The sequence below is a fragment of the Pseudomonas sp. SWRI22 genome (genome assembly GCF_014268395.2).
GTDB classification, from domain to species: domain Bacteria; phylum Pseudomonadota; class Gammaproteobacteria; order Pseudomonadales; family Pseudomonadaceae; genus Aquipseudomonas; species Aquipseudomonas paracarnis.
The window spans coordinates 635,458-657,279 of the sequence record NZ_JABWQK020000001.1; the positions used below are offsets into that span (position 1 = coordinate 635,458).

At 59.8% G+C, this 21,822-nt stretch carries 22 protein-coding genes; 16 read left to right on the plus strand and 6 right to left on the minus strand.

What is annotated here, in order from left to right:
• Positions 1 to 99: 99 nt before the first annotated feature.
• Together HU730_RS02680 and HU730_RS02685 are read right to left on the minus strand one after the other, a co-directional pair.
• On the minus strand, positions 100 to 1,491 hold the full coding sequence (locus HU730_RS02680; protein ID WP_034125702.1) for a HAMP domain-containing sensor histidine kinase: 1,392 nt from the start codon (positions 1,489 to 1,491) through the stop codon (positions 100 to 102).
• Positions 1,469 to 2,152 carry a response regulator transcription factor gene (locus HU730_RS02685; RefSeq protein ID WP_003191687.1) on the minus strand — a complete coding sequence of 228 codons (684 nt, stop codon included), beginning with the start codon at positions 2,150 to 2,152 and terminating at the stop codon, positions 1,469 to 1,471. The genes HU730_RS02680 and HU730_RS02685 overlap by 23 nt, the downstream gene beginning before the upstream one ends.
• A 375-nt stretch (positions 2,153 to 2,527) precedes the next feature.
• On the opposite strand from HU730_RS02685, the gene HU730_RS02690 reads away from it, so the two are divergent.
• Positions 2,528 to 3,433 (plus strand): hypothetical protein, encoded by a 906-nt coding sequence (locus HU730_RS02690; RefSeq protein ID WP_034125701.1) that lies wholly within the window; start codon positions 2,528 to 2,530, stop codon positions 3,431 to 3,433.
• Between the two features lie 212 nt (positions 3,434 to 3,645).
• Here HU730_RS02690 and HU730_RS02695 read toward each other — a convergent pair whose 3' ends face one another.
• The gene (locus HU730_RS02695; RefSeq protein ID WP_034125700.1) at positions 3,646 to 4,554 is read right to left on the minus strand and encodes a MurR/RpiR family transcriptional regulator; all 909 of its coding nucleotides are present in this window, start codon (positions 4,552 to 4,554) and stop codon (positions 3,646 to 3,648) included.
• 284 nt (positions 4,555 to 4,838) lie between these two features.
• Here HU730_RS02695 and iolC point away from each other — a divergent pair, with 284 nt between their 5' ends.
• The 13 genes from iolC (at position 4,839) to HU730_RS02760 (ending at position 18,854) form a co-directional block, all read left to right on the plus strand.
• On the plus strand, positions 4,839 to 6,776 hold the full coding sequence (iolC, locus tag HU730_RS02700; RefSeq protein WP_060763668.1) for a 5-dehydro-2-deoxygluconokinase: 1,938 nt from the start codon (positions 4,839 to 4,841) through the stop codon (positions 6,774 to 6,776).
• A gap of 148 nt (positions 6,777 to 6,924) precedes the next feature.
• Entirely contained in the window at positions 6,925 to 7,812 is an 888-nt protein-coding gene (gene iolE, locus HU730_RS02705; RefSeq protein ID WP_060763666.1) for a myo-inosose-2 dehydratase, read from the plus strand.
• A gap of 3 nt (positions 7,813 to 7,815) precedes the next feature.
• Positions 7,816 to 8,604, plus strand: coding sequence for a 5-deoxy-glucuronate isomerase (gene iolB / locus HU730_RS02710; RefSeq protein ID WP_019817190.1), 789 nt, complete (start codon positions 7,816 to 7,818; stop codon positions 8,602 to 8,604).
• Between the two features lie 26 nt (positions 8,605 to 8,630).
• Positions 8,631 to 9,452: a TIM barrel protein gene (locus tag HU730_RS02715; protein ID WP_034125696.1), complete on the plus strand. Its 822-nt coding sequence runs from the start codon at positions 8,631 to 8,633 to the stop codon at positions 9,450 to 9,452.
• 149 nt (positions 9,453 to 9,601) lie between these two features.
• Positions 9,602 to 11,533: a 3D-(3,5/4)-trihydroxycyclohexane-1,2-dione acylhydrolase (decyclizing) gene (gene iolD, locus HU730_RS02720; protein ID WP_186526835.1), complete on the plus strand. Its 1,932-nt coding sequence runs from the start codon at positions 9,602 to 9,604 to the stop codon at positions 11,531 to 11,533.
• A gap of 19 nt (positions 11,534 to 11,552) precedes the next feature.
• Positions 11,553 to 12,563, plus strand: a complete 1,011-nt coding sequence (locus HU730_RS02725; protein WP_186526834.1) for a Gfo/Idh/MocA family oxidoreductase — start codon at positions 11,553 to 11,555, stop codon at positions 12,561 to 12,563.
• Between the two features lie 150 nt (positions 12,564 to 12,713).
• Positions 12,714 to 13,742 carry a Gfo/Idh/MocA family oxidoreductase gene (locus HU730_RS02730; RefSeq protein ID WP_054897784.1) on the plus strand — a complete coding sequence of 343 codons (1,029 nt, stop codon included), beginning with the start codon at positions 12,714 to 12,716 and terminating at the stop codon, positions 13,740 to 13,742.
• Between the two features lie 126 nt (positions 13,743 to 13,868).
• Positions 13,869 to 14,045, plus strand: coding sequence for a hypothetical protein (locus HU730_RS02735; protein ID WP_186526833.1), 177 nt, complete (start codon positions 13,869 to 13,871; stop codon positions 14,043 to 14,045).
• A 50-nt stretch (positions 14,046 to 14,095) separates the two neighbouring features.
• Entirely contained in the window at positions 14,096 to 15,031 is a 936-nt protein-coding gene (locus tag HU730_RS02740; protein WP_186526832.1) for a sugar ABC transporter substrate-binding protein, read from the plus strand.
• 64 nt (positions 15,032 to 15,095) lie between these two features.
• Positions 15,096 to 16,649 carry a sugar ABC transporter ATP-binding protein gene (locus HU730_RS02745; RefSeq protein ID WP_034125691.1) on the plus strand — a complete coding sequence of 518 codons (1,554 nt, stop codon included), beginning with the start codon at positions 15,096 to 15,098 and terminating at the stop codon, positions 16,647 to 16,649.
• 26 nt (positions 16,650 to 16,675) lie between these two features.
• Entirely contained in the window at positions 16,676 to 17,698 is a 1,023-nt protein-coding gene (locus HU730_RS02750) for an ABC transporter permease (protein WP_003191668.1), read from the plus strand.
• 390 nt (positions 17,699 to 18,088) lie between these two features.
• Positions 18,089 to 18,493, plus strand: coding sequence for a TraR/DksA C4-type zinc finger protein (locus HU730_RS02755; protein WP_003191666.1), 405 nt, complete (start codon positions 18,089 to 18,091; stop codon positions 18,491 to 18,493).
• A gap of 157 nt (positions 18,494 to 18,650) precedes the next feature.
• Entirely contained in the window at positions 18,651 to 18,854 is a 204-nt protein-coding gene (locus tag HU730_RS02760; RefSeq protein ID WP_034125690.1) for a hypothetical protein, read from the plus strand.
• Here HU730_RS02760 and HU730_RS02765 read toward each other — a convergent pair whose 3' ends face one another.
• From HU730_RS02765 to HU730_RS02775, 3 genes are all read right to left on the minus strand, one after another.
• Complete coding sequence (locus HU730_RS02765) at positions 18,855 to 19,097, minus strand: DUF2789 domain-containing protein (protein WP_034125689.1); 243 nt, start codon at positions 19,095 to 19,097, stop codon at positions 18,855 to 18,857.
• Between the two features lie 68 nt (positions 19,098 to 19,165).
• On the minus strand, positions 19,166 to 19,396 hold the full coding sequence (locus HU730_RS02770) for a hypothetical protein (protein WP_034125688.1): 231 nt from the start codon (positions 19,394 to 19,396) through the stop codon (positions 19,166 to 19,168).
• 110 nt (positions 19,397 to 19,506) lie between these two features.
• Positions 19,507 to 19,782: a hypothetical protein gene (locus HU730_RS02775; RefSeq protein ID WP_032872432.1), complete on the minus strand. Its 276-nt coding sequence runs from the start codon at positions 19,780 to 19,782 to the stop codon at positions 19,507 to 19,509.
• 394 nt (positions 19,783 to 20,176) lie between these two features.
• Between HU730_RS02775 and HU730_RS02780 the strand changes: the two genes are divergently transcribed.
• The gene (locus HU730_RS02780; protein ID WP_052199932.1) at positions 20,177 to 20,626 is read left to right on the plus strand and encodes a hypothetical protein; all 450 of its coding nucleotides are present in this window, start codon (positions 20,177 to 20,179) and stop codon (positions 20,624 to 20,626) included.
• 131 nt (positions 20,627 to 20,757) lie between these two features.
• Positions 20,758 to 21,765 (plus strand): ABC transporter substrate-binding protein, encoded by a 1,008-nt coding sequence (locus tag HU730_RS02785; RefSeq protein ID WP_186526831.1) that lies wholly within the window; start codon positions 20,758 to 20,760, stop codon positions 21,763 to 21,765.
• Positions 21,766 to 21,822: the final 57 nt, after the last annotated feature.

Below are 21,822 nucleotides of genomic sequence, written 5' to 3' on the forward strand. Positions count from 1 at the left end.
AGGAGCGAGCTTGCTCGCGAAAAACTCACAGACACCGCGTTCATTCAGGAAGCACGCGTTATCGTTGGCGTTTTTCGCGAGCAAGCTCGCTCCTACGTTCTATTCCGGCATCAGTTGCTGGCGGCATTCCAGCACCAGGCGGGCGCCGCCCAACTCACTGGTGCCGACCTCCAGCTTGAAGCCATGCAAGTTGATGATCGCCGCCACAATCGACAGGCCCAGCCCAAAGCCGCCTTGCTGATCACTCTCATCGACCCGATAGAAACGCTGGAACACCGACGCGCGCTCGGCAGCCGGAATGCCTGGCCCGGAGTCGAGCACTTCGATGCGCGTACTCCCAAGGTCGTTGACTGCTCGCAGGATCACCTTGCCATTGGGCGGGGTGAACTTGATCGAGTTACTCAGCAGGTTGGCCAGGGCTTCAAACAACAGCGCACGGTCACCAGTAATCCACGGCAGTGAGTCAGGCGCCTGCAGCACCAACTCCAGTTCGCCTTCTTCGGCCAGGGGCAGGTAGAAATCATGCAGTTCGCGTAGCAGCGGCAGCGGGTCCAGCACCAGGAAGCCTGAGCGACGCTGGTGGTCTTCCAGTTCCGAGATGCGCAGCAGCCCGCGAAAACGCGCCATCAGCGTGTCGGTTTCGGCGATGGCGTCATCGAGCTTTACCGCGTGGGCCGAGTCTTCCTCGGCTTGTTGCTTGATGCGGTAAAGCTGGGCGCGCAAGCGGGTGAGCGGGGTGCGCAGGTCGTGGGCGATGTTGTCGCACACGCCCTTGACCTCGTTCATCAGTTTTTCGATGCGGTCGAGCATGGCATTGACGATGGCGGCGAGCATGTCCAGCTCGTCGCGCCGGTTGGACAGCGGCAACCGGTGCGTCAGGTCGCCGGCGACGATGGCCTCGGCGCTGGCCTGGATCCCGCGAATGCGCCGCAACGGGCGGCGGCGCAGCAGGTGCCAGCCGGCAGCGCCAGGAATGATGGTCAAGGACAGCGCCCACAGCAGGGCGTGCCAGATAATCCGCGTTACCCCGAACAACGAGCCGTTGGCGCGTACCAACACCAGCCAGCGGCCGTCTTCGGTGTGGGTGGCCACGGCGTCGCAGCTGTCCTTGGGCAGTTTGGGGTCATCGGATTGCACGCAATTGGTCAGGGCGTAGATCTTGCCATCCAGCGGCAAGTCGGGTGGTACGGCACGGATCGGCCCGCTCAAGGGGCGAAATTGCTCATCGAACAGGCCATAGGCGTCCACGCCCTTCATGTCGAAGGTCATGCTGGTGGTCAGCGCTTCCACCAGTTCTTCGCCGTCGAAACGCTGGAAAAGATGCTGGCGCTGCAACAGGGAATGGCGCGACAAGTCGCTGAGGTAGCCTGAGACCTCGTAGTACAGCACCCCCATGAGGATGCAACTCCACGCCACGAACAACGAACTGTACAGCGCCAGCAAGCGGCTGCTGGAAGAGCGCCAGCCTTTAGAGGGGTTCAGCAATGACATAGCCCGAGCCTCGTACCGTGCGGATCAGCGGCGTGAGGCCCGGTGGGTCGATTTTCTTGCGCAGACGGCCGATGTGCACGTCGATCAGGTTGGTGCCGGGGTCGAAGTGATAACCCCAGACTTCCTCGAAAATCATCATCCGCGACAGGATCTGCCCGGTGTTGCGCATCAGGAATTCAAGCAGTTTGTATTCAGTGGGCAGCAGCGTCAGAGGCTGGTCGGCCCGGCTGGCTTCGCGGCTGATCAGGTTCAGTTCCAGGTCGGCCACGCGCAGAGCGGTTTCGAATTCCTGAACGGTGCTTTTACGCCGCAGCAGCACCTCGACACGGGCGGCCATTTCATCCGAGGCGAACGGCTTGGTCAGGTAGTCATCACCGCCGGCACGCAGGCCGCGCACGCGCTCGTCGACATCGGAGAGGGCGCTGATCATCAGGATCGGCGTAGACACCCCAATGGTGCGCAACGTGGTGACGATGGCCAGGCCATCCAGCTCGGGCAGCATGCGGTCGAGGGTGATCAGGTCGTAATCCCCACTCACGGCACGGACCAGGCCCTCGCGGCCGTTGTCCACCCAATCTACGTCCAGTCCATGGCTACTCAGCTCGGCGACAATCTCGCGGGCCGTTACGGCGTCATCCTCGATGGTCAAAATGCGGGTCATAGGATTACCTGGTGAGCGTTCACACTAGAAGTGGCGACATTTTGCCAAGAAGTTGCTGAATGTTTCCTAAATAAAACTTCATCTTCTTCAAACCGACATCGCCCTGTGGGAGCTGGCTTGCCTGCGATGGCGGCTTACCTGCTGGCATATTCGTTGGCGGTCATGCCGCTATCGCAGGCAAGCCAGCTCCCACAGGGGAGTGCATTACGCCCGCCTAATATCGCCGTTTATTGCAACCTGCATGATCTGGCTAAGTTCAATTTAAATAAATCATTGAAATTAAAGGAATTTAATTTTAATCGCCGCTGGCACGCTGCCTGCACTGTCCGTTTTGAGACTTGTAACATCATTTTTCGTGCCTGGAGCAAAACAACAATGATCACATCCTCATCCACGCTGCAAGAGTCAAGCACGCTCTCAGGGGTTTCCTGGGGGGCGATTTTCGCCGGTGCCGCTGCGGCGGCTGCACTGTCATTGATCCTGGTATTGCTGGGCTTCGGCCTGGGCTTTTCGGCGGTGTCGCCTTGGGCTGACAGCGGTATCAGCGCCAAGGGCCTTGGCATTTCCACCATTGTCTGGCTGGCGTTCACCCAGATCGTTGCGTCGGGCCTGGGCGGTTATATCGCCGGTCGTTTGCGGGTGAAGTGGGCCAATATGCACGGGGACGAGGTGTACTTTCGCGACACCGCCCATGGCTTCCTGGCGTGGGCAGTGGCCACATTGATCACGGCGATGCTGGTGGTTGGCTCGGTCAGCAGTGTGGTCAGCGGCGGCGTGAAAGCTGGCGCCAGCGTGGCATCGGGCGCCGCCAGCGGCCTCACCCAAGCTGCGGGCAGCGCGGCAAAGGGTGCCGACAGTGGTGACTTTGGTTACTACGTCGACAGCCTGTTCCGCGATGATCGCCCAGCGGCGGTCAGCGATGATGCAGCCCACGCCGTGGTCGGTCGTATCCTGACGCGTACGTTGAGCAACGACGGCCAACTGGCAGCGGAAGATCGCGCCTACCTGGCCCAACTGATCAGCCAGCGCACCAACCTTAGCCAGGCCGATGCCGAAGCCCGTATCGACAAGGTCTATGGCGACGCGCGCAAGGCCGTTGAAGACGCCAAGCTCAAAGCCAAACAAGCCGCTGACACCGCTGCGAAAGTAGCGGCCTACACCTCGCTGTGGACCTTCGTGGCCCTGCTCATCGGTGCGTTCTTCGCCAGCTTCGCCGCCACCTTCGGCGGTCGCCGCCGGGATGCCGTGGTGTATGTCGAAACTGAAAACTACGTTCGTTAATTCAAGGAGAACATGATGCGCTCATTACTGCTGTGGTTCCTCGGCGTGCCGATTCCGGTGATCATCCTGATCGCGATTTTCATGCACTAATTGGAGGAGCGAGCTTGCTCGCGAAGAACTGCTGGCGCCGCGTTCATTCAAAATGGCCGCGGCGTTCTTGCGTTTTTCGCGAGCAAGCTCGCTCCTACAGGGAAGGGGCAGGGCAACCCCCGTCAGTCGTCGAACCCAACCTGTTCGTGAATCTCATCCACCTTGAGTTCCAACCGATACGCCACCGCAATAAACAGCGCCTGGCACAGGCACAGCGTGGCGCTCAGCGAGCGGAAAGCAAACGAGGAACCTTCATTGACCAACAACACCGCATTCGCCCGCTTGGCCAGGGGCGACAGGTTGCTGTCGGTGATGATCAGGGTCTTGGCCTGGTGATGCTGCGCGATGCGCAGGCAGTGCTGGGTCTCTTTGCCGTAGGGCGTGAAGCTGATGGCTATCACCAGGTCATTGGCGCGCACGCTGCGCATCTGCTCGCGATAACTGCCGCCTAGCCCCGAGATCAGGTGGATGCGCTTGTTGGTGTGCTGCAGGTTGTAGACCAGGTAGTCGGCCACCGCAAAGGAGCGGCGCACGCCGACCACGTAGATGTTGTCGGCATTGACTACCAGGTCCACGGCTTTCTCGAAGGCAGCGTCGTCCAACTCCAGCCCCAAGCGTTCGATGCCCGACAGGGTGGCGTTGACGCACTCGCGCGCCAGGTCGCCGCCGCTGGCCTTCTGGGACTTGTTGGCGATCATGCTGCGAATGCGCTGCTGGTAGTTTTGCACCGGCGTGGTCTTGTGCGTATACGCCTCGCGAAACAGCGCCTGCATCTCACTGAACCCGCTGAAACCGAAGCGCTGGGAAAACCGCACGATGGCCGAAGGGTGCACTTCGCATTCCCGGGCGATGTCGCTGATCCGGTCGACCATGATCCGGTCACTCTGCTGACTCATGTAGCTGGCGATACGCTTGAGTTGGCGCGGCAGGCTCTCGTATTCGTCGGTGATCAGCTGCAACAGGCGTTCGGCATTGATCGGAGGGCTGGCGATAGTTTCTTCCAGGGTAGTCTCGGGATCGGTGCGGGACATGGGCAATCCTTCTGGCGTGTTCGTCTGATGCGCTGATAGGTGGCGCAAGTCTACAGGGTAGGCACAAAAAAATACCCCGGCATCGCGGCCCGCGTGGCCTGCTGAAACGATGCATGGGCGCTGGCGTGCCGCTATCCTGAGGTATTGGAAAAAATATTCCACTAAAAATAATTATGGAATAAATATTGATTGCTGCCAGCGGACGTTCTAGTCTGCTCCCACCAAGAGCGTTTGCCGTCGCCACGGCGGCACAACGCAGGCTGATAAAAATAACAGGAGCCAGCATGGGCCAGACTCGTTTTGCCAGTGGGCGTCAATTGGATCTGATTTGCCTCGGGCGCCTGGGCGTCGATCTCTATGCGCAGCAAGTCGGTGCGCGGCTTGAGGATGTGTCCAGCTTCGCCAAGTATCTGGGCGGTTCTTCCGCCAATATCGCTTTCGGCACGGCCAGGCTTGGGCTCAAGTCGGCGATGTTGAGCCGGGTGGGTGATGACCATATGGGCCGTTTCCTGGTGGAATCCCTGGCCCGTGAAGGCTGTGATGTCAGCGGCATCAAGGTCGACCCGGAGCGCCTCACCGCCCTGGTGCTGCTGGGCCTCAAGGACCGCGAAACCTTCCCTCTGGTGTTCTACCGCGAAAACTGCGCCGACATGGCCCTGCGCGCCGAAGACATCAGCGAAGCCTTTATTGCCTCCAGCAAAGCGCTGTTGATCACCGGTACGCATTTCTCCACCGACGGCGTGTACAAGGCCAGCCTCCAGGCCCTGGATTATGCGGCCAGGCACAACGTCAAGCGCGTGCTGGACATCGATTATCGCCCCGTGTTGTGGGGCCTGGCGGGCAAGGCTGATGGCGAAACCCGTTTCGTCGCCGACCAGAATGTGAGCCAGCATGTGCAGAAGATCCTGCCGCGTTTCGACCTGATCGTCGGCACCGAGGAGGAGTTCCTGATTGCCGGCGGCAGTGAAGACCTGCTCACCGCCCTGCGCACCGTGCGTGAACTGACCCCGGCCACCCTGGTGGTCAAGCTCGGCCCCCAGGGCTGCACGGTGATTCACGGCGCAATTCCGGCGCGCCTGGAAGACGGGGCCATCTATCCTGGCGTGCGGGTTGAAGTGCTCAACGTGTTGGGTGCCGGTGATGCGTTTATGTCGGGCTTCCTCAGCGGCTGGATCAATGACGCCAGCGATGAGCGTTGCAGCCAGTTGGCCAATGCCTGTGGCGGCCTGGTGGTATCGCGCCACGCCTGTGCGCCAGCGATGCCGACCCCCGCCGAACTCGATTACCTGTTCAACAGCCCCGTGCCCATCACCCGGCCGGACCAGGACGTGACCCTGCAACGCCTGCACCGTGTCACGGTGCCGCGCAAAGCCTGGAAGCAACTGTTCGTCTTTGCCTTCGACCACCGCTGGCAATTGGTGGAGCTGGCGCAAAAAGGCGGCCAGGCCCCTGAGCGTATCAGCGACATCAAGCAGTTGTTTATCCAGGCCATCGAACGCGTCGAGCGAAAACTCACCGAGCAGGGCGTCGAGGCGGATGTGGGCCTGCTCGCCGACCAACGCTTTGGCCAGGATGCACTCAACGCCGCCAGCGGTCGCGGCTGGTGGATCGCTCGCCCTGTGGAAGTGCAGAACTCGCGGCCCCTCGCGTTCGAGCACGGGCGTTCGATCGGCAGCAACCTGATTGCCTGGCCCCAGGAACAGATCATCAAGTGCCTGGTGCAATTTCACCCCGATGACGAGCCGATGCTGCGCCTGGAACAGGAAGCGCAACTCAAGGCGGTGTACGAGGCGTCGCTGGTCAGTGGCCACGAACTGCTGCTGGAAGTCATCCCGCCCAAGGATCACCCTTCGACTTACCCGGATGTGCTCTACCGCAGCCTCAAGCGCCTGTACAACCTTGGCATTTACCCGGCCTGGTGGAAGATCGAAACCCAATCGGCCGCAGAGTGGAAAAAGCTCGACGAACTGATCCAGGAGCGCGACCCCTACTGCCGTGGCGTGGTGTTGCTGGGCCTGAATGCTTCCCCCGAGTTTCTCGCCGATGGCTTCAAGCAAGCCAGCCAGAGCAGCACCTGCCGTGGCTTTGCCGTGGGCCGCACGATCTTCCACGAGCCGAGCCGGGCGTGGATGGCGGGGGAGATTGATGATGAAACGCTGATCCAGCAGGTGCAGGCGACCTTCGAACAGCTCATCAATGCCTGGCTCAGCGCCCGACGGTAAATACGATCAAATGTGGGAGCTGGCTTGCCTGCGATAGCAATCTATCAGTTGCAAATGTACTGCCTGACACACTGCTATCGCAGGCAAGCCAGCTCCCACACAAAGCAGATCCCAGTGAATTCTGAAGATAAAAACAAAAGGTGCAGCCATGCCCGCAATCCGAATTGGCATCAACCCGATCTCCTGGAGCAACGACGACCTCCCGGCCCTCGGCGGTGAGACCCCGCTGAGCACGGCCCTGAGCGAAGGCAAGGACATCGGCTACGAAGGTTTTGAACTCAACGGCAAATTCCCCAAGGATGCCAATGGCGTCGCTGACGTGCTGCGTCCTTATGAGCTGGCGCTGGTGTCCGGTTGGTACTCCAGCCGTCTGGCCCGTCGTTCGGTGGCTGAAGAAATCGAGGCGATTGCCGCCCATGTCGAACTGCTCAAACACAACGGCGCCTCGGTACTGGTATACGGCGAAGTGGCCGACTCGATCCAGGGCTCGCGTATCCGCCTGATCGAGCGCCCGCGTTTTCACAGTGAACAGGCCTGGCAGGCTTACGCCGACAAGCTTACCGAGCTGGCGCGCTTCACCTTGTCCCAGGGCGTGCGCCTGGCCTATCACCACCATATGGGCGCGTACGTCGAATCCCCCGAGGACATCGACCAGTTGATGAAACGCACGGGCCCGGAAGTCGGCTTGCTGTTCGATTCGGGCCACTGCTACATGGGCGGCGGCGAACCCATCGAGGTGCTGCGCAAGCATATCGAGCGCGTCTGCCATGTGCATTTCAAGGATGTACGCAAACCCGTGGTGCAACTGGCGCGTAACCAGATGTGGAGCTTCCCGGACTGCATCGTCAACGGCACTTTTACCGTGCCCGGCGATGGTGATATCGACTTCGCACCGTTGCTGGATGTGTTGCTCGCGGCGAACTACAAGGGCTGGCTGGTGGTGGAAGCCGAGCAGGACCCGGCCGTGGCGCCCAGCTATATCTACGCGAAGAAGGGTTACGACACCCTGCGTGCGCTTCTCAACCAGAGGACTTGAGTGATGAGCTTGTTGGTCAAAAGCAGCAAACGCGGGCAAACCATGGTGGCGTTGGAAGCCGGGCGCCTGGAATACGTGGGCTTTGCCGCGTACCGCCTGAGCCTGGGCGAAACCCTGCCGGTCAGTGCGGGCGATCAGGAACTGTGCCTGGTGCTGCTCAGCGGTCGGGTGAATATTGAAGGCGAAGGCTTCAATTGGCAGAACCTGGGGGATCGCCAGTCGGTGTTCGAAGACAAGTCACCGTTCGCAGCCTATTTGCCGCCGGGCACTGACGCCCGAGTCACGGCCCTGAGCGATGTGCAGATTGCCGTCTGCGCAGCGCCGGGTGCTACGGGTTTTGCCCCGCGCTTGATCCGCCCCGAGCAGTGCAAGCGCAGTGTGCGCGGCAAAGGCGCCAACACTCGCTACGTCTGCGACATCCTGCCCGACAGCGAGCCGGCCCATTCGCTGCTGGTGGTGGAAGTACGCACGCCGTCGGGGCATTCCTCCAGCTACCCGCCGCACAAGCACGACACCGACGACCTGCCGCACCAGAGCTTTCTGGAAGAGACCTACTACCACCAGGTCAACCCGCCTCAGGGCTTCGTGTTCCAGCGCGTGTACACCGATGATCGCAGCATCGACCAGGCCATGGCCGTGGAAAACAGTGACCTGGTGGTGGTGCCCAAGGGCTATCACCCGGTCAGCGTGCCGTATGGCTACGAGTCTTATTACCTGAACGTGATGGCCGGCCCCAAACGTGCCTGGCATTTCCATAACGACCCGCAGCACAGCTGGCTGCTGGACCTGTAAACGGTGTTGGACGGAGAACAAAAACAATGAAGTCGCCGCTACGTTTTGCCCTCAACCGCATGGTCGCCCCCAACCTGTCCCTGCCGGATTTCATCCAGTTGGCGGCGGCTCTCAACTGCGAGGCCATTGAGATCCGCAACGACCTCAAGAACCGTGAAATCGAATACGGCACACCCGCCAGCCGCGTGCGTGAATTGTGCGCAGCGCAGGGCATCAAGGTGTTGTCGATCAACGCGCTGTACCCCTTCGATGTGTGGAATGACGAACGCCGTGCCCAGGCAATCGAACTGGCCACCTACGCCCGTGAGTGCGGGGCCGAAGGCTTGGTGATGTGCCCGTTCAATCAGCCTGGCGATACGCGCAACGACGCGCAGCGCGCGGCTGGTTTGCGCACGGCCTTGAGCGAACTGGCGTTGATCCTGCGCGAGTACGGGATTCTGGGTTTTATCGAGCCCCTGGGCTTCACCGTATCCGCCCTGCGCCGCAAGCGCGTGGCAGTGGATGCAATCAAGGCCATCGGCGGCCTGGATGTATTTCGGGTGGTGCACGACACCTTTCACCATCACCTGGCCGGCGAGCATGAGTTCTTCCCGGAACTGACCGGGCTGGTGCACATCTCCGGGGTGGAAGACCGCGAGGCGCCGCTGGAGTCGATCCGCGACGGCCACCGCGTGCTGGTGGGCGAGGACGATATCCTCGGGAATGCGGCGCAGATCGACACCTTGCTGAGCACCGGCTACAGCGGCTATCTGTCGTTCGAACCGTTTGCCGAAAGCGTGCACGGGTTGGCGGATATCCGGCAGGCGTTGGGCAGCAGCATGGCGTATTTGCAAAAGCCCTTGCCATAACGCGATCAAAAATGTGGGAGCTGGCTTGCCTGCGATAGCGGTGTGTCAGGCAATACCTGTGCAACTGATAGACCGCTATCGCAGGCAAGCCAGCTTCCACAGTGGATCGGTGTTGAACATTCCAATTGCATTCATACAAGGTGCAAGTGATGACCACAACAAGATTGACCATGGCCCAGGCCCTGGTGAAGTTCCTGGACAACCAATACATCGAAGTCGACGGCGTACAGAGCAAGTTTGTCGCCGGGGTCTTCACTATTTTCGGGCATGGCAATGTGTTGGGCCTCGGTCAGGCTCTGGAGCAGGACAGCGGCGACCTGGTGGTGCATCAGGGCCGCAATGAGCAAGGCATGGCCCACGCTGCCGTCGGGTTCGCCAAGCAGCACCTGCGCCGCAAGATGTATGCGTGCACGGCCTCGGTCGGGCCGGGTGCGGCCAATATGCTCACCGCCGCAGCGACTGCCACCGCCAACCGCATCCCGTTGCTGTTGTTGCCCGGCGATGTCTATGCCAGCCGTCAGCCCGACCCGGTGTTGCAGCAGATCGAGCAGTTCCACGACCTGAGCATCAGCACCAACGATGCCTTCCGCTCCGTGAGCAAATACTGGGACCGCATCAACCGCCCCGAGCAACTGATGACCGCGGCGATCCATGCCATGCGCGTGCTGACCGACCCGGCTGAAACCGGCGCGGTGACACTGGCCTTGCCCCAGGATGTACAAGCCGAAGCCTGGGACTACCCCGACTATTTCCTGCAAAAACGCGTGCACCGCATCGACCGACGCCCGGCCACCAGCGCCATGATCGGCGACGCGCTGGCTGCGTTTCGCGGCAAGCGCAAGCCGCTGATCATTTGCGGCGGCGGGGTCAAATACTCCGGCGCCAACCAGGCACTGCAAGCCTTTGCCGAGCGTTTCGATATTCCTTTCGCGGAAACCCAGGCGGGCAAGAGCGCCGTGGTGTCCAGCCATCCGCTGAACGTCGGCGGCATCGGCGAAACCGGCTGCCTGGCGGCTAACCTGCTGGCGCCGGAGGCGGACTTGATCATCGGTGTCGGCACCCGTTATACCGACTTCACCACCTCGTCAAAATCGCTGTTCAAGCACCCCGAGGTGAAGTTTCTCAACCTCAATATCAGCCCCTGCGATGCGTTGAAGCTGGACGGCGTGCAAGTGCTGGCCGATGCAAAAGTCGCCCTTGAAGCACTGGCCGATGCCCTGGGCGATTACCGTTCGGGCTGGGGCGAGCAGATCGCCGACGCCAAGGCGCAATTCGACGCTGAAGTGGACCGCGTGCATCAGGTGCACTATCAGGGCGATGAGTTTGTCCCCGAAGTCGACGACCACCTGGACCGTGCCGTGCTGCGGGAATTCATCGAGCTGACCGGTTCGTGCCTGACCCAGAGCGCTGTGCTCGGCGTGCTCAATGCACGCCTGGCCGATGACGCAATCATCGTGGCCGCCGCTGGCAGCCTGCCCGGCGATTTGCAGCGTGCCTGGCGCAGCAAGGGCGTCAACACCTACCACGTCGAGTATGGCTATTCATGCATGGGCTACGAGATCAATGCCGCCCTGGGCGTGAAGCTGGCCGAGCCGAGCAAGGAGGTGTACGCCCTGGTCGGCGATGGCTCCTACATGATGCTGCACTCGGAGCTGGCCACTTCGATCCAGGAGCGCCGCAAGATCAACGTGGTGTTGTTGGACAACATGGCGTTCGGTTGCATCAACAACCTGCAGATTGGCAATGGCATGGACAGCTTCGGCACCGAGTTCCGCTACCGCAACCCCGAGAGCGGCAAGCTCGACGGTGGCCTGGTGCCGGTGGACTTCGCCATGAGCGCAGCGGCCTACGGTTGCAAGACCTACAAGGTCAGCACGCTGGAACAGCTGGAAGCGGCGTTGGCCGATGCCCGCACGCAAAGCGTCTCCACGCTGATCGATATCAAGGTGCTGCCCAAGACCATGATCCACGGCTACCTGTCGTGGTGGCGGGTGGGTGTGGCGCAAGTGTCCACCAGTGAACGTACGAATGCAGCGGCAAAAAAACTCAATGAACACCTGGCCCAGGCCCGGCAGTACTAACAACAAGAGGAGTGTTTGCATGTCTTTGAAACTTGGAGTGATTGGTACGGGCGCCATTGGCCGGGACCATATTCGTCGTTGCAGCCAGGCCTTGCTCAACAGCCAGGTGGTGGCCGTCACCGATATCAACCTTGAGCAGGCGGCCCAGGTGGTGGCGGACTTGAAGCTGGACGCCGAGGTGTACTCGGACGGCCATGCGTTGATCAACGCGCCAGAGGTCGAAGCGGTACTGGTGACGTCCTGGGGGCCGAGCCACGAAGAGTTTGTGCTGGCCGCGATTGCTGCCGGCAAACCGGTGTTCTGTGAAAAACCGCTGGCGGTGACGGCCCAGGGCTGCCGCAACATTGTCGAGGCCGAAGTGGCACACGGTAAGCGCCTGGTCCAGGTGGGTTTCATGCGCCCGTACGACCAAGGCTATCGTGCCCTCAAGTCTGTGATCGACAGTGGCCAGATCGGCGAGCCGTTAATGCTGCACTGCGCGCACCGTAACCCCACGGTGGGCGAGAACTACAACACCGGCATGGCGATCACCGACACCCTGATCCATGAGCTGGACGTGCTGCGTTGGCTGCTCAACGACGACTACGTGTCCGTGCAGGTGGTGTTCCCGCGCAAGACCAGCAAGGCGCTGGCGCACCTGCGCGACCCGCAGATCGTGCTGCTGGAAACTGCCAAAGGCACGCGTATCGACGTTGAAGTGTTTGTGAACTGCCAATACGGCTACGACATCCAGTGTGAAGTGGTGGGGGAGAGCGGTATCGCCAGGTTGCCGGAACCATCTCAGGTGCAACTGCGCAGCGACGCGAAGCTGTCCAACGCGATCCTGATGGATTGGAAGGATAGGTTTATCGGTGCTTATGACGTGGAGTTGCAGGCATTTATCGACAGCGCGCTGGCCGGGCAGGTCGGCGGGCCGTCGGCCTGGGATGGGTTTGCGGCGGCGGTGGCGGCGGATGCGTGTATTGAAGCCCAGGGCAGTGGGCAGATTGTGAAAGTCAGCCTGCCGGATCGCCCACACTTCTACGGCTAACTCACTGAAGAAATGTGGTTAACACTGTGGGAGCTGGCTTGCCTGCGATAGCGGTCTATCAGTGGCAGATTCAGTGCCTGACACACTGCTATCGCAGGCAAGCCAGCTCCCACAGTTGCTTGGGTTCCCAAATCAATTCTGGAGTTGAGCATGCGAATCGGACTAGTGGGCTACGGCCACGGTGGGCGCTTTTTTCATGCGCCGTTGATCGCCACCCTGCCTGGCGCCACCTTTGTCGGCGTGGTGACGCGTTCACCCGAACGTCGCAAGCAACTGAGTACTGATCTTCCGGGTGTCAAAGCCTTCGACTCCATCGGCCAGATCGTCGAAGCCGGCGTCGATGCCCTGGTGATTTCCACCACCCTCAAAGGTCGCCCGGCCCTGGTGCTGGAAGCCATCGAGCACGGGGTAGCGGTGGTCAGCGATAAACCCTTTGCCGCCAACGCCGAACAAGCCCAGGCCCTGATTACCGCTGCCGAGCGCCAGGGCTCGCTGCTCAGCGTCTACCAGAATCGGCGCTGGGATTCGGATTACCTGACCCTGCGCAAACTGATCGACGCTGGCGCCCTGGGCACCATCACCCGCTTTGAATCCCGCGTGGAACGTTACAGTCCGCAGGCCGTGGGCAATGCCAGCGGTGGAGGATGGCTGCGTGACCTGGGCAGCCATCTGGTGGACCAGGCGTTGCAACTGTTCGGCCCGGTGGAGCGGGTGTTCGCTCAATTGCACTACACACCAGAACATCCCACGGTGGACCACGGCTTCTTTGTCTCCCTCACCCATGCCAATGGCGTGATTTCGCACCTGTGGGGCAACGCGTTGCAGAACAGCCAGGCACCGCGATTTCGCGTCAGTGGCAGCCTGGGCTGCTACACCGTCGACGGATTGGATGGCCAGGAAGAAGCGCTGCTGGCCGGCAAGTCACCGAAAACCGAAGGTGAACACTGGGGCGCCGAGGAACATCGACGCTGGGGCTGGTTTGAGCAAGGGCCGGAGCGTGAGCGGGTGCCGTCGGAGAAGGGCTGCTGGCCCCAATTCTATCGGCAGTTGCAAGCGGCCGTGGTGGGGCAGGGACCGCTACCGGTCAATGCCTATGACGCCCTGGAAACCACCCGTATATTGGACGCCGCGCGCCTGAGTGCCGAGCGCCAGCAGGTGGTTTCGACGAAAATAGAATAAAATTCTAAAACAGGTTGATATGGAAATTATTTTCTAATACAGTCTTTTCCAGGTTGCATAAAGTACGTCCCGGAACCTACGGGCGACTCAACAAAAACAAGATCAAAAACAACCAGGTACCGTCAGATGAAAATCTTCAACGCTGTACTGCGAGTTTTACGCCCCTTCCAAGCGCCACGCGGACTGCCCCGCGCTCGGCCGTTCTACTTCTCCTTCCTGAATGTGCTGTGCGTCGAAAACCAGGGCGCGCTGGTGTGCTGCATTCCAGGTGCGCCGGTGGTGCGACTGACAGCCGAGTCCTGATCAACGCAACGTCGAAAAAAAACCAACAAGAAAGTGGAGACAGACCGTTCATGAAGACCCCGATCCGTTTTACCGCCCTGGCCTTTTCCATGCTACTGGCCAGTGGTGTGGCCGGCGCCGCCGATCTCAAGGTGGGCGTGACGATGTCCGCGTTCGATGACACCTTCCTCACTTACCTGCGCGAGGACATGGACAAGCAAGCCAAGTCCTATCCAAAAGGCGATGGCGTGCAACTGCAGTTCGAAGATGCCCGCGCCGATGTGGTCAAGCAGTTGAGCCAGGTCGAGAACTTCATCAGCCAGAAGGTCGACGCGATTATCGTCAACCCGGTCGATACCGCGTCGACCAAGAACATCATCAGTGCCGCCACAAAGGCGGGTATCCCGCTGGTGTTCGTCAACCGCCGCCCCGACCAGAAAGACCTGCCCAAGGACGTGGTGGCCGTGACCTCCGATGACGTCGAGGCCGGCCGCCTGCAAATGCAATACATCGCCGAAAAACTTGGCGGCAAGGGCAAGGTCGTGATCCTTTTGGGTGACCTGGCGAACAACTCCACCACCAACCGCACCAAGGGCGTGAAGGAAGTGCTGGCCAAGTACCCGGACATCAAGATCGAGCAGGAACAGACCGGCATTTGGTTGCGTGACAGGGGCATGACCCTGGTCAACGACTGGCTGACCCAGGGCCGGGAGTTCAATGCGGTGCTGGCCAACAACGATGAGATGGCGATCGGGGCGTCCATGGCCCTGAGATCGGCCGGCAAGGAAAAAGGCAGCGTGTTGATTGCCGGTGTCGACGGCACGCCCGATGGCTTGAACGCGATCACCAAGGGCGACATGACCGTGTCGGCCTTCCAGGACGCCAAGGGCCAGGCGGTAGGTTCGGTAGAGGCAGCGCGCAAGATGGCCAAGAAGGAGCCGGTCGAGCAGAACGTGGTGATCCCGTTCCAGTTGATCACCCCGGACAACGTCAAAGACTTCAAGTAGCCCCGACATAACAACAAAAGCTGGCAGGGCGGTCACGGCCGCCCTGCAGATGGAGTACCTCCCTATGCTTGCTCAAGCCGCCACGTCTCAGCCCGCCGCCCACCCGGCGCTGGCGCTGGACGAACCCTACCTGCTGGAAATCCTCAACATCAGCAAAGGCTTTCCCGGTGTCGTGGCCCTGGACGATGTGCAACTGCGGGTGCGCCCCGGCACGGTGCTGGCGTTGATGGGCGAGAACGGTGCGGGCAAGTCGACGCTGATGAAGATCATCGCCGGCATCTACCAGCCCGACGCCGGCGAAATTCGCCTGCGTGGCAAGCCGATCACCTTTGAAACGCCGCTGGCCGCGCAAAAGGCCGGGATCGCGATGATCCACCAGGAACTCAACCTGATGCCCCATATGAGCATCGCCGAGAACATCTGGATAGGCCGCGAACAGCTCAACAGCCTGCACATGGTCAACCACCGCGAAATGCACCGCTGCACCGCCGAGTTGCTGGCGCGCCTGCGCATCAACCTCGACCCCGAAGAACAGGTCGGCAACCTGAGCATTGCCGAACGGCAGATGGTCGAGATTGCCAAGGCAGTGTCCTACGACTCCGACATCCTGATCATGGATGAACCCACCTCGGCCATTACCGACAAGGAAGTGGCCCACCTGTTTTCGATCATTGCCGACCTCAAGTCCCAGGGCAAAGGCATCGTCTATATCACCCACAAGATGAACGAAGTGTTCGCCATCGCCGATGAAGTGGCGGTGTTCCGCGACGGTCAATACATCGGCTTGCAACGGGCCGACAGCATGAACAGCGACAGCCTCATCTCGATGATGGTCGGGCGTGAATTGAGCCAGCTGTTCCCGGTGCGCGAAACGCCTATTGGTGAGCTGTTACTGTCGGTGCGCGACCTGAGCCTGGACGGCGTGTTCAAGGACGTATCGTTCGACCTGCACGCCGGGGAGATCCTCGGTATCGCCGGGCTGATGGGCTCCGGGCGCACCAATGTGGCGGAAACCATTTTTGGCATCACCCCAAGTTCCAGCGGGCAAATCACCCTGGACGGCAAGGCGGTGCGCATTACCGACCCGCATATGGCCATTGAGAAAGGCTTTGCGCTGTTGACCGAGGACCGCAAGCTCAGCGGCCTGTTCCCGTGCCTGTCAGTGCTGGAGAACATGGAGATGGCGGTGCTGCCGCACTATTCGGGCAACGGTTTTATCCAGCAGAAAGCCTTGCGTGCCCTGTGTGAAGACATGTGCAAGAAACTGCGGGTGAAAACCCCGTCCCTGGAGCAATGCATCGACACCTTGTCCGGTGGCAACCAGCAAAAGGCCTTGCTGGCGCGCTGGCTGATGACCAACCCACGCTTGCTGATCCTCGATGAGCCGACGCGTGGTATCGATGTGGGCGCCAAGGCTGAGATCTATCGCTTGATCGCCTTCCTCGCCAGCGAGGGCATGGCGGTGATCATGATTTCTTCCGAACTGCCCGAAGTGCTCGGCATGAGCGACCGGGTGATGGTAATGCACGAAGGTGAACTGATGGGCACCCTGGATCGCGCCGAGGCGACCCAGGAAAAAGTCATGCAGTTGGCTTCCGGGATGACCGCAGTCCACTGATCTACAGAATAAGAAGGTGATGGGTTATGAACGCAATAACAGACAACAAGCCGGCAACCGCACCGGTCAAGAACCGTCGACGCATGCCCACCGAGCTGAGTATCTTCCTGGTGCTGATCGGTATCGGCCTGGTGTTTGAACTGTTTGGCTGGATCGTGCGCGACCAGAGCTTTCTGATGAACTCCCAGCGCCTGGTGCTGATGATTCTGCAGGTGTCGATCATCGGCCTGCTGGCCATCGGTGTGACCCAGGTGATCATCACCACGGGCATCGACTTGTCGTCCGGCTCGGTGCTGGCCTTGTCAGCGATGATCGCCGCCAGCCTGGCGCAGACCTCCGACTTTTCCCGGGCGGTGTTTCCGTCCCTCACCGACTTGCCGGTGTGGATCCCGGTGGCGATGGGTTTGGGCGTGGGGCTTTTAGCGGGCGCGATCAACGGGAGCATTATTGCGGTCACCGGCATTCCGCCGTTTATCGCAACCCTGGGCATGATGGTCTCGGCCCGTGGCCTGGCGCGCTATTACACCGAAGGTCAGCCGGTGAGCATGCTCTCGGACTCCTACACGGCGATCGGCCATGGCGCGATGCCGGTGATTATCTTCCTGGTGGTGGCGGTGATCTTCCACATTGCCCTGCGTTACACCAAGTATGGCAAGTACACCTATGCCATCGGCGGCAACATGCAAGCGGCGCGCACTTCGGGGATCAACGTCAAGCGTCACCTGATCATCGTCTATAGCATCGCCGGTCTCCTGGCGGGCCTGGCCGGCGTGGTGGCCTCGGCACGTGCAGCGACGGGGCAGGCCGGCATGGGCATGTCTTACGAGCTGGACGCGATTGCCGCCGCAGTGATCGGCGGTACCAGCCTGGCCGGTGGAGTAGGGCGCATCACCGGCACGGTGATCGGCGCGCTGATCCTCGGCGTCATGGCCAGCGGGTTTACCTTTGTCGGGGTGGATGCGTATATCCAGGACATCATCAAGGGCCTGATCATTGTGGTGGCGGTGGTGATCGATCAATACCGCAACAAGCGCAAGCTCAAGCGCTGAGTACCTAACCCTGTAGGAGCGAGCTTGCTCGCGAAAGCTGCAAAGATAACGCGGGCTATCTGATTGAGCGCGGTGTCCTTGAGTGCTTCGCGAGCAAGCTAGCTCCTACAACCGTTTGTCTTCTATATAGCTCCACAACACTGAATTTCTTGCTATAAACGCACTCCGATGACCGTTCGCCAAGCCCGTCCTGGTGCTTTTGGGGGTTGATCGGGAAAAAATGCCTGTCTTTTCAGTTGCTGCGCCCTCAAGTCGGCCTTAGACTGCCGCCCCTCGTAAATTGAGTGCCGGGTGGCGCTTGGAATGGATGGCGCCCTTCCGAGACCTGCACAGGTCGGCCGGAACGCTCCCTAATTCGCCTTAATGCACGTATTTTTTATAGAGAAATCAATGACAAAGGAAAAGTTGCTGGCCATGCCGGCGGATGACTACATGAATGCCGAACAGCACGCTTTTTTCGAGAAGTTGCTGCAAGACATGAAGGTGGAGCACCACGAGCGCATTGAGCAGAACCGTATCGCCATTGAGAGCCTGGACACCCCGGCCGACCCGGCTGACGCGGCTTCTGTCGAAGAAGAGCGCACCTGGCTGGTAAACGCCATTGACCGCGACCAGCGCATGCTGCCGCAACTTGAGCGTGCTCTGGAACGCATCAAGGAAGATTCCTTTGGCTGGTGTGACGACAGCGGCGAGCCTATCGGCCTCAAGCGCCTGCTGATCAGTCCTACCACCAAGTACTGCATCGAAGCGCAAGAGCGCCACGAGCAGATCGACAAGCACCAGCGTCAAGCCTGATGCGGTGAAGGGGGCGGCTCTCTAGCTGGCCGCCCTGGATCGGCATTGTTGCTGTTTATGCAATGAAGCTATTCCGTGGATAGCTTTTTCCAACTGGAATAAAGCCGTAGCATGGCCAACATTGTTAGCCAGCTAACTAATGCTGCGGAGAAGCTCCATGCAAAACAAAGTCGATGTGGCCGTAATGATCGGCAGTGGCGTACCCCAAACCCTGCGAGCCCTGGGCCAGCGAGCTTGCTGGGTGGTGTTGCTCAACGGTGAGCAGCGCGGCACTGCATTCGCCAGCCGGGACGAGGCGCAGGAATGCCAGGCTGCCTGGCAAGCGCTATTGCGCAGGGAAGCGTCAGACAGCCTGCATTGATCAAGCGCGGGGAGGCTCATGCAGCAGCGCATTGAGGTCATCCACTGCGGGAGCCCATTCTGCGTCGACCTGCAATTGTTCCCTGAGGAAGTTCGCCTGCTGTTCGCTCCAGAATGGCGCGTCGATGAGTTTTACATCATCGGGCAGTCGATGTTCGGCGGTAAAACGTTCGATGGCTTCCTGGCTGGAATCCAGCCCCAGTTGTTCGAACAGGGTTTCAAGGGTTGGGGTGGTGGTGTCCATAGCGTTCTCCATGCGGGCTTATCGTCATGCATGTGAGGGGCAGGGCACGCCAGAGTTCTATCGGATTGTCAGGTATTGAGCGCGCCGCAATCCACGGCGGTTTTCAGTGCCTTGGCCGCCTCTTTGCCAGCCACGGCCGCTGCGTCGGCGGTTTTGAACCAGCGGTCTTTCTCCACCTGGTGCGCGGTGACCTTGTTCAGCGGTGGTTTTGCTCGCATGATGATGACCGCTTGAAACTCACCGTCTACTTCCCTCGCATCGCCGTGGATAATAAATTCGCCAATATCAAATTCCGTCACGTATGGCTTTCCCTTCAAGGTAACTGCGTTGATGAAACCTGACCCGCGGGGGGCAAACTTCCATGGACAGGCCAGTATGGCAGTTGTTGAGGGGCAGTGGCGCGGTAAAGTCATCCAGGCGACGAAACGATCCCGCCGCCTGAGGCGTATAGCTTGGCTTCAAGGGACTTGGCCAGTTCGCAGGCTTTGATGTGATCGCTGCGAAACCCCTTGATCTTGCCGCTGGGCACTTCAAGAATATGAAAAAAGTTCTTTCCTGCGGGTACAACTTGGTAAAGCACCGAATTGGAGTACCCATTCAGGTTCAGCAGGCAGTAGTATTGCTGTTCGTCGGGACATGGTGAACGAGTGTGGAAAGACGTAGCGTCGTGTTGACGTCGTTGCATGCTCAGCTCCTGTCGATCGATCCTGATAGCTTGTCTGCGTTGTTTCGGGTGGTTTTCACCCTGGTTGCTGTTCTAGTATTGTCGTCGGTAGTTCGTGACTGGTTCCATGCCCAGATGTTTTTTTGTGTTGGGGTGTCGGAAAACTGCATTTTTAATTGGGTTATTCTCTGAAGTCGGCAGACCCGTATTCTCGGGTCGTTGAACCTGTGATTTGCTGTATCGCGGTTGACTTCCCATGAGGTCCGCCGTTGAGGTTTGTACTAGCCTTACGAGTTCTCTTCAGTTTTTTAATGACTCTGTATCGTGTCGTAACGGCCATTTTTTGTGCTGTTCGCTTTGGCGGTCAGTGCTTTTTTGATGTGGGGGCGTTTCCTTGGCAGTCAGTAATCTGGATATGCACGCGTTATTCGTGCTGGGTGATTTGCGCGCAAAGTTGGTCAAGCAGTTTCAATCTCGGTTTGTCTATGTCACTGAACAGACGCCGGAAGGTATTTATATCGCCGAAATCGATACCGAAACGGCGCTGGTCGTGGACGACAAGCCACGTCTGGAACTCAAAGTAGGTGACCATTTTCGCGCAGCGGTATTACCCAGCCGCGAAGGTGGCAAGTTCGAATTGAGGTTTCGCGATATCAAGTTGACCGTCTACGGCCTCGGCGACTATGCCTTTGTGTCGTCGAACGAAGGCCAGGGTATTGTGTTCAAGGAAGGCCACAGCGTAATGCTGGTATTCGCCGCCCATGAGCAATTGCAGGAAGGGTTGACCAAGACCCTGAAGGCCGTGACTGGCAAAGCCGCCAAATGGCGCAAGGGTGAACTGGTGACCTTCAAGGCCAGCGAGTAGGCGATAAATACGCTGTGCATCTTTGTCTTTTGGAACCTCTACTACAGTTGAGTTGACTTAACTATTCAGAGGCTTCGCGCATTCGCAGCAAAGCCGTTCGCCATGACTGCGAAAACGCGAGGTGCACAGGCATGAAAGGATTGAAGTCACTGCTGGCGGCGGGCCTGACGACCCTGAGTCTGTCATTGCCGGTATCGGCTGCCCAGGCACCGGTGCATTTTGCCGACCTGAACTGGGAAAGCGGCAGCCTGATCACTGAAGTACTGCGTTTTATCGTCGAGAAGGGCTATGACCTGCCCACTGACACCTTGCCTGGTACCACCATTACCCTGGAAACCGCCCTGGCCAAGAATGACATCCAGGTGATCGGCGAGGAATGGGCAGGCCGCAGCCCGGTGTGGGTGAAGGCTGAAGCCGAAGGCAAGGTGGCGGGCCTGGGCGATATCGTCAAAGGTGCGACCGAAGGCTGGTGGGTGCCGGAATACGTGGTCAAGGGTGACCCCTCCAAAGGGCTAAAACCCCTGGCTCCAGATCTGAAAAGCGTGCAGGACCTGGCGCGCTACAAGGACGTGTTCAAGGACCCTGAATCTCCGGGCAAGGGGCGTTTTCTGAACAGCCCCATTGGCTGGACCTCCGAAGTGGTCAACAAACAGAAGCTCAAGGCTTATGGCCTGGACGACAGCTATGTGAACTTCCGCAGCGGTTCGGGGGCGGCGCTGGATGCGGAGATTGCCTCGTCGATTCGCCGGGGCAAGCCCGTGCTGTTCTATTACTGGTCGCCGACCCCGTTGATGGGGCGCTATAAATTGATCCAGCTGGAAGAACCGCCATTTGATGCAGATGCGTGGAAGACCCTGACAGACGCAGACAATCCGAACCCGAAGCCGACACGCTCATTGGCTTCCAAGCTGAGCATTGGCGTGTCGACGCCGTTCCAGCAGGAACATCCACAGATTGCCCAGTTCTTCGAGAAGGTCGAGTTTCCCATCGAGCCGCTTAACAAAGCCTTGGCGACGATGAGCGAGCACCACACGGCGCCTCGGGAGGTGGCCCAGGCGTTTCTCAAGGAACATCCGCAGGTGTGGAAGGCCTGGTTGACGGAAGATGTGGCGCAGAAGGTCGAGGCGAGCCTCCAGTAACCGGCGGTCTTTGTATCGAGTGAAGATCAAGATGTGGGAGCTGGCTTGCCTGCGATG